The sequence below is a fragment of the Oscillibacter sp. CU971 genome, assembly GCF_905219725.1.
GTDB lineage: Bacteria > Bacillota > Clostridia > Oscillospirales > Oscillospiraceae > Oscillibacter.
The window spans coordinates 1-11,731 of sequence record NZ_CAJMXG010000010.1; the positions used below are offsets into that span (position 1 = coordinate 1).

Annotated in this window: 13 protein-coding genes; all 13 read left to right on the plus strand. The window is 61.3% G+C overall.

The features are described 5' to 3' along the window. The first annotated feature begins 156 nt into the window (after positions 1 to 156). The 13 genes from xseB to JX325_RS01760 all read left to right on the plus strand — a co-directional run bounded on the left by xseB (position 157) and on the right by JX325_RS01760 (position 11,700). Positions 157 to 396 carry an exodeoxyribonuclease VII small subunit gene (gene xseB / locus JX325_RS01700; protein ID WP_204789451.1) on the plus strand — a complete coding sequence of 80 codons (240 nt, stop codon included), beginning with the start codon at positions 157 to 159 and terminating at the stop codon, positions 394 to 396. 3 nt (positions 397 to 399) lie between these two features. Further along, a complete protein-coding gene (locus tag JX325_RS01705; RefSeq protein WP_204789452.1) occupies positions 400 to 1,296 on the plus strand; it encodes a polyprenyl synthetase family protein in 897 nt (298 codons plus the stop codon). A gap of 41 nt (positions 1,297 to 1,337) precedes the next feature. Further along, the gene (locus JX325_RS01710; RefSeq protein WP_204789453.1) at positions 1,338 to 2,198 is read left to right on the plus strand and encodes a MurR/RpiR family transcriptional regulator; all 861 of its coding nucleotides are present in this window, start codon (positions 1,338 to 1,340) and stop codon (positions 2,196 to 2,198) included. Continuing rightward, positions 2,191 to 3,420 (plus strand): aminoacetone oxidase family FAD-binding enzyme, encoded by a 1,230-nt coding sequence (locus tag JX325_RS01715; RefSeq protein WP_204789454.1) that lies wholly within the window; start codon positions 2,191 to 2,193, stop codon positions 3,418 to 3,420. Before JX325_RS01710 ends, JX325_RS01715 begins: the two co-directional genes overlap by 8 nt. Before the next feature lie 12 nt (positions 3,421 to 3,432). Continuing rightward, on the plus strand, positions 3,433 to 4,110 hold the full coding sequence (gene cmk / locus JX325_RS01720; protein WP_204789455.1) for a (d)CMP kinase: 678 nt from the start codon (positions 3,433 to 3,435) through the stop codon (positions 4,108 to 4,110). Continuing rightward, the gene (locus JX325_RS01725) at positions 4,107 to 4,748 is read left to right on the plus strand and encodes a 1-acyl-sn-glycerol-3-phosphate acyltransferase (RefSeq protein WP_204789456.1); all 642 of its coding nucleotides are present in this window, start codon (positions 4,107 to 4,109) and stop codon (positions 4,746 to 4,748) included. Before cmk ends, JX325_RS01725 begins: the two co-directional genes overlap by 4 nt. Beyond that, entirely contained in the window at positions 4,739 to 6,697 is a 1,959-nt protein-coding gene (locus JX325_RS01730) for a bifunctional 4-hydroxy-3-methylbut-2-enyl diphosphate reductase/30S ribosomal protein S1 (protein ID WP_204789457.1), read from the plus strand. Before JX325_RS01725 ends, JX325_RS01730 begins: the two co-directional genes overlap by 10 nt. A gap of 211 nt (positions 6,698 to 6,908) precedes the next feature. Beyond that, entirely contained in the window at positions 6,909 to 8,255 is a 1,347-nt protein-coding gene (locus tag JX325_RS01735) for a butyryl-CoA:acetate CoA-transferase (protein WP_204789458.1), read from the plus strand. Between the two features lie 195 nt (positions 8,256 to 8,450). Then, positions 8,451 to 8,948 (plus strand): CarD family transcriptional regulator, encoded by a 498-nt coding sequence (locus tag JX325_RS01740; RefSeq protein WP_204789459.1) that lies wholly within the window; start codon positions 8,451 to 8,453, stop codon positions 8,946 to 8,948. Positions 8,949 to 8,989: 41 nt separating this feature from the next. Next, the gene (gene ispD, locus JX325_RS01745; protein ID WP_204789460.1) at positions 8,990 to 9,721 is read left to right on the plus strand and encodes a 2-C-methyl-D-erythritol 4-phosphate cytidylyltransferase; all 732 of its coding nucleotides are present in this window, start codon (positions 8,990 to 8,992) and stop codon (positions 9,719 to 9,721) included. Next, positions 9,718 to 10,206: a 2-C-methyl-D-erythritol 2,4-cyclodiphosphate synthase gene (gene ispF, locus JX325_RS01750; RefSeq protein ID WP_204789461.1), complete on the plus strand. Its 489-nt coding sequence runs from the start codon at positions 9,718 to 9,720 to the stop codon at positions 10,204 to 10,206. The genes ispD and ispF overlap by 4 nt, the downstream gene beginning before the upstream one ends. A gap of 112 nt (positions 10,207 to 10,318) precedes the next feature. Next, complete coding sequence (locus JX325_RS01755) at positions 10,319 to 10,570, plus strand: DUF3343 domain-containing protein (RefSeq protein ID WP_204789462.1); 252 nt, start codon at positions 10,319 to 10,321, stop codon at positions 10,568 to 10,570. Beyond that, positions 10,567 to 11,700 (plus strand): aminotransferase class V-fold PLP-dependent enzyme, encoded by a 1,134-nt coding sequence (locus tag JX325_RS01760; protein ID WP_204789463.1) that lies wholly within the window; start codon positions 10,567 to 10,569, stop codon positions 11,698 to 11,700. The genes JX325_RS01755 and JX325_RS01760 overlap by 4 nt, the downstream gene beginning before the upstream one ends. Positions 11,701 to 11,731 lie beyond the last annotated feature (31 nt).

Consider the following 11,731-nt stretch of genomic DNA (forward strand, 5'->3'; position numbering starts at 1 on the left):
GGTGCTGGGCCGGGGCTATGCCATGGCCCAGGGGCCGTCGGGGGAGATTCTGCGCTCCTGGCGGGAGGTACGGGCCGGGGAGCGGGTTTCCGTGGCCCTGGGAGAAGGAGGCTTCCTCTGCACGGTGGAGGAGCCTTATGAAAAGGAGGGAACGGCATGGCCGCAAAAAAGCTGACCTTTGAACAGCAGATTGCCCGGTTGGAGGAGATTGTCTCCGCCCTGGAACAGGGGGATGTCCAGCTGGCGGATTCCCTGGCCCTCTTTGAGGAGGGGACAAAGCTCATCGCCGCCTGCACGAAGCAGCTGGACCAGGCGGAGCAGCAAGTGGTGAAGTTAATGAAGGGCCCCGGCGGCGCGCCCGTCGAGTTGCCCTTTGAAAGTACGGAGGAGGTCTGAACCATGGAGTTTCAGCGGCAATTGGAGGAAGCCCGGGAGTTGACGGAGGCCCGCCTGCGGACGTTTTTCTCCGGCGGAGGGCTGGAGGAGGCAATGCGCTACAGCCTCCTGGCCGGGGGCAAGCGCATCCGGCCTATTTTGACCATGAAATTCTGCGAGGCGGCGGGGGGAACCCTGGAAGAGGCACTGGACTTTGGCTGTGGAGTGGAAATGCTTCACACCTATTCCCTCATCCATGACGATCTGCCCTGCATGGACAACGACGATCTCCGCCGGGGGATGCCCACCAATCACAAAAAATTCGGCGAATGCGTCGCCATCCTGGCGGGGGACGCCCTCCAGGCGGCGGCGTTTCAGACGGTGTTGTCCGCCAAAGGAAAGTGGCGGCACGGCGGAAAGGCGGCTGTGGTCATGGCGGCGAAGATTCTGGCGGAGGCCGCCGGAGAGACCGGCATGTGNGNCGGGCAGTACTGGGACACCGCGGGCGACGGGCAGCCCCGGACGGCGGAGGACCTGACGGACATCAACAACAAGAAGACCGGGGCCCTGCTCCGGGCGGCGTGCATGATGGGGATCTGCGCCTCCATGGGCCGCCGGGAGGTGGACGAGAGCTGCATGGACGCCGCCTGGCATTACGCGACGAACTTGGGGCTGGCCTTCCAGATTCGGGACGACATTCTGGACGCGGTCTCCACCGCTGAGGAGCTGGGCAAGCCCGTGGGTTCCGACGCGGCGAACCAAAAGGCCACCTATGTGAACCTGCTGGGGGTGGAAGCCTGTGAGGCACTGGTGCTGGACTACACCGTCCGGGCCAAGGAAGCCCTGGACGCCGGCCGCTGGCTGGGGGACACGGCGTTTTTGCGGGAGCTGGCGGACAGCCTGGCGGTGCGCAAAAACTGAGGAGNGTCATTCCTGGAAAACTTGATTCCGGGGGGAGAAGTGTGGCAAAGAATATTTTGAATTGCCTGGAACGGGGCATGAGCGGCTTTTCCAAGGGCCAGAAGCGCATAGCCTCCTATATTTTGGAAAACTACGACAAGGCGGCCTTTATGACCGCCAGCCGCCTGGGCATCCTGGCGGGAGTCAGCGAGTCCACGGTGGTGCGCTTTGCCTCCGAGCTGGGCTATGACGGTTATCCCAGCATGCAGCGGGCCTTACAGGACATGATCCGCAGCCGCCTGACCTCCACCCAGCGCATCCAGGCGGCGGGGGATATGTATCAAAATGTGCTGCCGGCGGTCATTCAGTCCGACATTGACAAGCTGCGCCAAATGCTCAGCCATGGGAGGCAGGACGAGTTCGACNGGGTGGTGGACAAGATTATGACCAGCCGTCACGTCTACATTCTGGGCGTCCGGTCCTCCTCCTTCGTGGCGGGATACCTCCATTTTTACATGCACCTGCTGTCGGAGAATGTGACGCTGATCCAGTCCAACGCGGCGGGGGAGATGTTCGAGCAGATGCTCCGCATGGGGCCCGGGGACGTGCTGATTGCCATCAGCTTTCCCCGGTACTCCAAGGTCACCATCAACACGGTGAAGTTTGCCCGGGACCGGGGGGCGGAGATCATCGCTATCACGGACAATGAGCTTTCCCCGGTATATCAGCTCTCTCAGGCGGCGCTGCTGGCCCCCTGCGAGATGATCTCTTTTGTGGACTCCATGGTGGCGCCGCTGTCTCTCATCAACGCCCTGCTGGTGGCCCNGTCCAACCGTTACGGAGCGGATGTCTCCGCCACCTTCGCGGAGCTGGAGGACATTTGGAACGAGTACGGCGTATTTGGGAAGATGGACGATGAGTAAGGAAATCGTGGTAANCGGCGGCGGTGCCGCCGGGATGATGGCAGCCATATCTGCGGCGGAGCGAGGAGCGTTCGTGACGCTGCTGGAGCCCAACGAACGGCTGGGGAAAAAACTGAACATCACCGGAAAAGGCCGGTGCAATCTGACGAATAACGCGGGACCGGAAGAGCTTCTGGCGAATATTCCCTGCAATGGGANATTCCTTTACAGTGCCTTTTTCCGCTTCAATGCACAGGATGCTATGGCCTTTTTTGAAGACCTGGGCGTGCCGCTGAAGACGGAACGGGGAAACCGGGTGTTTCCGGTGTCCGACCGGGCCTTCGATGTCAGCGCCGCCCTGGAGCGGCGGCTGAAAAAACTGCGGGTCCGCGTGGTCCGGGACCGGGCTCGGAGCCTGGAAATCGNGGACGGCGCGGTCCGGGGCNTCGCCGGGGAGCGGGAGCGCTATCCGGCGGAGGCCATCGTCTTAGCCACCGGCGGGGTGTCCTATCCCGCCACCGGCTCTACCGGCGAGGGCCACCGCATGGCGGCGGAAGCCGGGCACACGGTGACGCCCCTCCGGGGCTCCCTGGTGCCCTTGAGAGACTTCGGCGTGGGGCGGANCCTCCAGGGCCTGAGCCTTCGGAACGTGGGGCTGACGGTCTTCGAAAATAGTAAAAAAATCTATACAGACTTTGGGGAATTGGTGTTCACCCACTTCGGACTCAGCGGCCCGCTGATTTTGTCGGCCTCCGCCCATATGCGGCGCTTTGGGGAACGGGCGTATCATTTGGAAATTGACTTGAAACCGGCGCTGGATGAAGCCGCTTTGGACCGGCGGCTGCTGTCGGATTTTGAGAAGTACAGCAATCAGGATTTTTGCAACGCCTTGGACGACCTGCTGCCCAAAAAGCTGATCCCGGAGGTTGTCCGGGCCTCGGAAATCGCCCCCCGGGAAAAGGTCCGTAGCATCACCCGGGAACAGCGCCGGGGACTGCTGCGGGTTTTGAAGCATTTCCCCGTGGTTATCGAAGGGCCCTGTCCGGTGACGGAGGCTATTGTTACTTCCGGCGGCGTGAAGGTGCGGGAAATTGACCCGGCCACCATGGCGTCGAAATTGATCCGCGGACTTTACTTTGCCGGGGAGATCATCGATGTGGACGCCTATACCGGCGGATTTAATCTCCAGATTGCCTGGTCGACCGGGCGGGCCGCTGGGATTTCCGCGGCCGGCGAAGGTTAGGAGGATTTCTTTATGAGTACGATACGCGTGGCCGTCGACGGTCCTTCCGGCGCGGGAAAGAGCACCTTGGCCAGAGCCGCCGCCGCCGCACTGGGTTTTTTATATGTGGATACCGGGGCGATTTACCGGACAGTGGGACTCTCCGTCCGGGACCGGGGAGTAGACCCCGGAGATGAGGCCGCCGTGGCGGAGATGCTGCCGCCGCTGCGGATAGAGCTCCGGTATGACGGAGAAGGCGGGCAGCGCATGTTTTTAAACGGGCGGGATGTCAGCGGGGAAATTCGGCTGCCCGAGATTTCCCGGTANNCCTCCGCCNTTTCCGCCCTTCCGGTGGTCCGGGCCTATCTCATGGAAACCCAGCGGGATTTGGCTCGAAAGCATGACGTGATTATGGATGGCCGGGATATCGGTACCGTGGTCCTGCCGGACGCGGAGGTGAAAGTGTTCTTAACGGCCTCCGCCCAGGCCAGGGCGCAACGCCGCTGCCGGGAGCTGGAGGAGCGGGGGACCCCCCAGCCCTTTGAGGAGGTTCTCCGAGACATTGAGGATCGGGATTTCCGGGATACCCACCGGGAGGCCGCCCCCCTGCGCCGGGCGGAGGATGCGGCGCTGCTGGACACCTCGGCGCTGGACTTCCGGCAGAGCCTGGAGGCGCTGCTGGAGATCATTCGGGAAAGGACNGGCCTATGAAACCCTTCAACCGCTTGTTCATTTTGATTTACTATGTCGTGGGCTTCGTCGCCCGCGTGCTCCATCCCACCTCTGTAGAGGGTATGGAGAAGCTTCCGAAAAGCGGGGTGCTCCTCTGCCCAAACCACGCCAGCAACTGGGATCCCATCCTGGTGGCCCTCCGCCTGCCCATCAATTATCGATTGCACATCATGGCCAAGGAAGAGCTGTTCCAAAATCCCCTCCTGGGCTGGCTGCTGAAAAAGGTGGGGGCGTTCCCTGTCAGCCGGGGGAACAACGACATCAGCACCGTCCGCACTGCCATCCAGGTTTTGAAGGAGGGGGACAATCTGCTGATTTTTTCCGAAGGAACGACCATCCGAAACGGGATCGGCTACATAGACGGCCTGCCGCCTCAGGCCAAGGCGGGTGTTGCCATGATCGGCGTCCGTACAGGAGCTACACTGGTGCCGGTCTTTGTGGACGGGGAGAAGAAGCTGTTCCATAAAACCCGGATCATTTTCGGCGACCCTTACGAGCCGCACTACACCGGCCGCCGGGGCACCTCCGAGGAAATGCAGAAAATCGCCGACGACCTGCTGGCGGCGGCTTATGCCCTGGGCGGGCAGGCCGTGGGAGGGAAGCCGCTGTGCGGGTGACGCTGGCGCAGAGCGCCGGGTTCTGCTACGGCGTCCGCCGGGCGGTGGAGCTGGCCCGGCAGACCGCGGCGGAGACGGGCCGCTGCTGGATGCTGGGGGACCTCATTCACAATGTCCATGTAGTGGAAGAGCTGAAAAGCATTGGAATTCAAAAGGTCGAAAGCGTAGAGNCTTTACAGCCTGGCGACACGGTGATTATCCGTTCCCACGGGGAGTCCAAGCAGATTTTGGACTGTTTGAAAGCCCGTGGCGTCCGCTGTGTGGACGCCACCTGTCCCAATGTCCGCCGCATTCAGATCCTGGCGGCCCGGGCGGAGGAGGAGGGCCGGACTCCCGTCATTATTGGCGACGCGGCCCACCCGGAGGTGGCCGGGATCGCCAGCTGGTGCGGGCATCCGTTGATATTCAGCGGTCCGGAAGCGGTGGAAGAATGGCTGAAACAGGACCCGAAAGCCCGGGAAACGCCGGTGACGGTTGTTGCACAAACAACGTGCATTCGTGAACTTTTTGAAACTTCTTGGAAAATCGTAAAAAAAGAGTGTACAAACGCAAAAAAATTTGATACAATATGTACCGCTACGCATAAGCGTCAGTCTGAAGCGGCCATTCTCGCCGCGAAAGCGGACGTCATGGTCGTGGTAGGAGACCGTAAAAGCGCCAACACCAAACATTTGACGGAAATTTGTAAGGAGAGCTGCTCCCGCGTTGTCCAGATTGAAAATGCGGACGAGCTCCCGCCGGATTTTTTCAGTGGTTGTTCTGTTGCGGGCCTTACGGCCGGTGCTTCCACGCCAGCGGGCATTATTAAGGAGGTATATGCAGCCATGAGTGAAGAAATCAAAGCGGTGGAGAACAACGAGGAGTCCTTTGAGGAACTGCTGAACCAGTCCTTCAAAACTTTAAATACAGGAGAGAAGGTAACCGGCATCGTCACCGCCATCACCCCGACGGAGGTGCAGGTGGATGTGGGCGCCAAGCAGGCGGCCTACATCAAGTTCAGCGAACTTTCCGACGACCCCAACGCGAAGCCCGAGGATGTGGTGAAGGTAGGCGACGAAATCGAAACCTACATCGTCCGCGTCAATGATGTGGAGGGCTATGCCGAGCTCTCCAAGAAGCGCCTGGACGCCGTAAAGNCCTGGGAGGATATCGAGCGGGCCGTGGACGAGAAGACGGTAATGGAAGGCGTTGTCACGGAAGAGAACAAGGGCGGCATCGTGGTGTCCGTCAGGGGTGCGCGGGTGTTCGTTCCCGCCTCTCAGAGCGGCCAGCCCCGGGGCGCGGATCTCTCCGCCATGAAGGGCCAGAAGGTCCAGCTCCGCATCACAGAGGTCAACCGTGCCCGCCGCCGGGTGGTGGGCTCTATCCGCTCCGTCTCCGACGAGGCCCGCCGGGCCGCCCAGGAGGAGATTTGGGCCAACATCGAGGTGGGCAAGCGCTACACCGGAACCGTAAAATCCATGACCAGCTACGGTGTGTTCGTCGACATCGGCGGCGTGGACGGCATGGTACATATCTCGGAGCTGAGCTGGAGCCGCATCAAGACTCCTTCCGAGGTGTGCAAGGTGGGCGACACTATGGAGGTTTACGTCATCTCCTTCGACCCCGAGAAGCGGAAGATTTCCCTGGGCGTCAAGGACCACAACGTGGACCCCTGGCAGGTGTTTATGGACAAGTACGCCGTGGGCGACGTGGCTTCCGTCCGCATCGTAAAGCTGATGACCTTCGGCGCNTTCGCCGAGGTAGTTCCCGGCGTGGACGGCTTGATTCACATCTCCCAGATTGCCGATCGCCGCATCGAGAAACCGGAGGACGTGCTGTCCGAGGGTCAGATTGTGGACGCCAAGATCACNGCTGTGGATGAGGAGCGGAAGAAGATTNCNCTTTCCATCCGCGCCCTGCTGGCCCCCTCTGTGGAGGAAGCCGCGGAGTACGAGGCGGAGGAGTAAGGCCTCACAAACCGGAAAAATCCCAAGATTTCAGAGGCAGGCCTATCGGTCTGCCTCTTTTCTTCAAAAAACATGTTATTTTTTTCACGTTTTGACGTTGCAAGATTTTCCCAGAGATGTTATACTATTGAATAGAAATGTCATACTGCAAAAATTTACCTTTCGCCGCTTGCGAAGAGACAAAAGAAAAAGTTATATGGAGGAATCTGCTATGAGCTACCAGGAGGAATACCGTCAGAAACTGACTACCGCGGCCGAGGCCGTCAAGGCCGTCAAGTCCGGCGACTGGCTGGATTACGGCTGGACGGTCTGCTCTCCCAACGCCTTGGACAAGGCCCTGGCCGCCCGCATGGGGGAGTTGAAGGACGTAAACATCCGGGGCGGCATCCTGACCCGCCGTCCCGCCATCTTTGATGTGCCCGGCGCCGCTGAGCATTTTGCCTGGAATTCCTGGCATATGAGCGGCATTGAGCGGAAGGCCATCAAGGAGGGCTTTGCCTATTATATCCCCCTGCGCTATTCCGAGTTGCCGGGCTATTACCGGGACTGCATCAAGACCCTGGATGTGGCCATGTTCCAGGTGGCCCCCATGGATGAGCACGGCTGGTTCAACTTCGGCCCTGGGGGCTCTCATCTGAAGGCGGTGTGTGATTGCGCCAAAACCGTCATCGTTGAGGTCAATCAAAACATGCCCGTGTGCCTGGGCGGCTTTGAGAACTGCGTACACATCAGCGACGTAGCCATGGTGGTGGAGGGAGAGAACCCTCCCATGGAGATTTTGGGCGGCGCTTCCGCGGCCTCCGCGGTGGACCTGGCCGTGGCGAATTTGGTGGTGCCGGAGATCGAGGACGGCGCCTGCCTCCAGCTGGGCATCGGGTCCATGCCCAGCGCCATCGGCAAGATGATTGCCGAGTCCGATTTGAAGGACCTGGGCGTCCATACCGAAATGTACGTGGACGCCNTTGTAGACATGTCTATGGCGGGCCGCATCACCGGCGCGTGCAAGCCTTTCGACCGGGGCCGGCAGACCTATGCCTTCGCCGCCGGGACCCAGAAGCTCTATGACTTCTTGAACAACAACCCTGAGTGCATGGCCGCGCCGGTCAGCTATGTCAACGACATCGCCCGGGTGTCTCAGATCGAGAAATTTACCTCCATCAACGGAGCGGTGGACATCGACCTCTACGGACAGGTGTCCTCCGANTCCTCCGGCATCAACCACATTTCCNGCGCCGGCGGGCAGCAGGACTTCGTCATGGGCGCGTACCTGNCCAAGGGCGGCAAGAGCTTCATCTNCTGCTCCTCGTCCTTCATGGACAAGAAGTCCGGCCAGCTGAAATCCCGCATCCGGCCCACCTTGGTGGAGGGCTCCGTGGTTACCGCCACCCGCACAAACCTCCATTGGATTGTGACGGAGTACGGAAAATTCAACGTCAAGGGCAAGTCCACCTGGGAACGGGCGGAGGGCCTGATCGGCTTGGCCCATCCCCAGTTCCGGGAAGAGCTTATCGCCGAGGCGGAAAAAATGCGCATTTGGCGGCGCTCCAATAAGCGCTGAGCCGCCGCTTTCTCTGCGGGGCCTCTGCTGTGTGGTGTTTGTCTCACAGGAACTTCGTTGGACAGCAGTCCCTACCCAGGGCAGTCTTAGCACGGAATCGGAAAAACCGGCACGGAATTCGAACCAGCATGGAATCGAGCGGATCAAGAGGCAGACAACACAGCGGCAGAGGCCGCGACAGAGAAAGGGGTGTCCATGTTCCAAATCGGAGACCTGATCGTGCACCCTATGCACGGGGCAGGCGTGATCGATGATGTCATCCAGGAAAAGGTGGCGGGCAAAGTGAAGGAGTACTATGTCTTCAAAATGCCCGTAGGCGGGCTGACTTTGAAGATTCCCACCGCCAACTGCCAGGCCATCGGTATCCGGACCATCATTTCAGAAGCGGAGGCGGAGGCGTTTTTCGCCGGCATCCCCGCCTTGGAGGTGGAGTCCAACGCCAATTGGAACAAGCGCTATCAGGAAAACCTTCTCCGGCTGAAAAGCGGGAACCTCAACGAGGTGGCCCGGGTGGTGAAGGGCTTGATGCGGCGGGATTCCCGGCGCGGGCTATCTACGGGGGAACGGAAGATGCTCCACAGCGCGAAGCAGATCATCATCTCCGAGATCGCGCTTGTGGAGGGCTGCGCCTACCAGGACGCGGAAGAGCGGCTGGAACGGGCGGTGATGCAGAAGCCTCCGGTTCCACAGTAAAAAGGCGCAAGGGCCCCGCTGGGGCAGAGAGGGGTTTTGCAATGCTGCCGTTTTTTAAAAAAGTGCGGGAAGCCAGGCGACCCCGCTGTGCCGCGCTGGTGGCAGCGGCGGGCAGCTCCACCCGAATGGGCGGCGTGAACAAGCTACTCCAGCCGCTGGAGGGCGTTCCGGTTTTAGTACGGACCCTGGCGGCCCTTCAAGTGGCCGGGAGTGTGGATAAGATCATTGTCGCCGCCCGGGAAGAGGACATTCTGGAGATCTCTCAGCTTTGCCGGACCTATGGTCTGACAAAGTGCACAAAGGTAATCCGTGGCGGGGAAAACCGGGTCCATTCCGTGCTGCTGGCGGCGCTGGAGGCCTCGCCGGATATGGAGCTTTTGGCGGTGCATGACGGCGCCCGGCCTCTGGTGACGCCGGAGCTGGTGGATCGCGTCGTGTCCGCTGCCGCCCGGTGCTCCGCCGCCGTCCCCGCCGTGGCGGTGAAAGACACGGTAAAGACGGTCCGGGAGGACGGCGGAGTGGAGGGGACTCTGGACCGGGGACGGCTTCGGGCCGTCCAGACCCCCCAGGTCTTTGAGGCCAGCCTGTTGAAGGCCGCTCTCCAGTCCGCCCTGGAGCAGGAGGCCCCTGTCACCGACGACGCATCTGCCGTGGAGCGGCTGGGGAAGGTGGTCTTCCTGGTGGAGGGCGAGGAGGAAAACCTGAAAATCACCACTCCGGCGGATCTGATTCTGGCGGAAGCCGTCGTGAAGNCTCGGGAGGAAGGGCGATGACGAATTTGCGGATCGGCCACGGCTACGACGTTCACCGTCTGGTCCCGGAGCGGAAGCTGATTCTGGGCGGTGTGGAAATTCCTTGGGACAAGGGCCTTTTGGGCCACTCCGACGCGGACGTGCTGGTTCACGCCGTCATGGATGCTCTGGCGGGAGCCGCCCGCCTGGGGGATATTGGAAAGCTGTTTCCGGATACGGACCCGGCTTACAAGGGCATTTCCAGCTTGAAGCTGCTGGGGGAGGTGGGCCGCCTTTTGGGAGAGAAGGGCTTTGCCGTGGNGAACATTGACGCGGCCTTGCTGGCTCAAGCGCCCAAGGTGGCCCCCTACAAGGCCCAAATGGCGGAGAACATCGCCGCCGCCTTGAGGATTGAGCCGGAGCAGGTCAACGTCAAGGCCACCACCGAGGAGGGTCTGGGCTTCACCGGGGACGGCTCCGGCATGGCGGCCCATGCCGTGGTTTTGCTGGAACAAAGCCCCTCATAAGCGCGTACCATGCCAAATCGATTTCCGCGCCCCGCTTTTCCGCGGGGCGTTTTTGTGCCCTGACACCTTTCGCTCCAAGTCCCATAATATGGGAGAGAAAGGAGGAGTGTTTGTGGAGCACTATATCATCCTGGCCCGCTCCGTAACCTACGCCCAGCGGATGCAGAAGTCCCTGGGGCGGGCGGGCATCCGCTGCCATGTCTTCCGGCCTCCCAGAGACCTGACGGACATGGGCTGCGCCTATGCCGTGCGCATAGCGGTTTCCGATCTGCCGGGGGCTCTGACCGCCCTGCACAGGGACGGCCTGGACCCCGTTCAAATATTTTTGTTCCAGAAGGGCCTGTACCAGGAGGTGGAGGCATGATTTATTTTGACAGCGCGGCCACCAGCTTTCAGAAGCCCGCTTCCGTTGCCGCCGCCATGTGGGAGGCCTTGGCCGCCATGAGTTCCCCGGGACGGGGCGGTTACTCCGCCGCTGCCCGGGCCGCCGACGCGGCCTTTCAGTGCCGCTCGGAGCTGGCGGAGATGTTCGGCATGAAAAACCCGGAGCAAGTGGTATTCACGCTCAACGCAACCCACGCCTTGAACATCGCCATCAAAAGCCTGGTTCCGCCGGGGGGGAAGGCGGTCATCTCCGGCTATGAGCACAACGCCGTCACCCGGCCCTTAGAGGCCCTNGGGGCAGATGTTTCCGTAGCAGCCGCCCCTCTGTTTGAGCCGGAGGCGGTGACGGCGGCTTTTAACCGCCTCATTGTCCCCGGTACCGACGCCGTGGTTTGCAGCCATGTGTCCAACGTCTTTGGCTTCATCCAGCCGGTAGAGGACATCGCGGCCATTTGCCGGAGCCGGAGAGTGCCCTTTATCATCGACGCCTCCCAGTCTGCGGGGGTTTTGCCCCTGAATATGGGAGCTCTTGGCGCGGCCTTTATCGCTATGCCGGGGCACAAGGGGCTCTACGGCCCCCAAGGCACCGGCGTACTGCTGTGCCGGGAGGACGTTCCCACCCGGCCCCTTCTGGAGGGGGGCACGGGAAGCCAGTCTATCCAGCAGCAGATGCCGGATTTCCTGCCGGACCGTCTGGAGGCCGGGACGCTTAACATGCCTGGAATCGCAGGACTGTTAGCCGGTATCCGCTATGTCCGCCGGGGAGGGCAGGAAAAAATTCTGGCCCATGAAAAGCACCTGACCCAAATTGCCGCCCAGGGGCTGGCGGCCATGCCGGGTACGCGAATCTTCGCCTCTCCCGGCCTTCGGCATCAGACCGGGGTGCTGTCCCTGACGGTGGAGGGACTGGACGTGGAAAGCATCGGCTCCGCCCTGGCGGAACGGGGATTCGCCGTTCGCACGGGCATTCACTGCGCTCCCTGCGCCCACCGAACGGCGGGAACGCTGGACACCGGCACCGTCCGCGTCAGCTTTTCCGATTTCAACACGCCGGAGGAGGTAGCCCGGCTGCTCCGGGTGTTTCCTGGGGCCTTGGGGCGGGCTTTCTGAACAGACCGTGAATTTTCCGGTAATTTTCCCT

Bases quoted from the DNA above. Each gene is read 5' to 3' on its own strand.
- xseB (WP_204789451.1), top strand. From the start codon at position 157: ATGGCCGCAAAAAAGCTGACCTTTGAACAGCAGATTGCCCGGTTGGAG.
- JX325_RS01725 (WP_204789456.1), top strand. From the start codon at position 4,107: ATGAAACCCTTCAACCGCTTGTTCATTTTGATTTACTATGTCGTGGGC.
- JX325_RS01740 (WP_204789459.1), top strand. From the start codon at position 8,451: ATGTTCCAAATCGGAGACCTGATCGTGCACCCTATGCACGGGGCAGGC.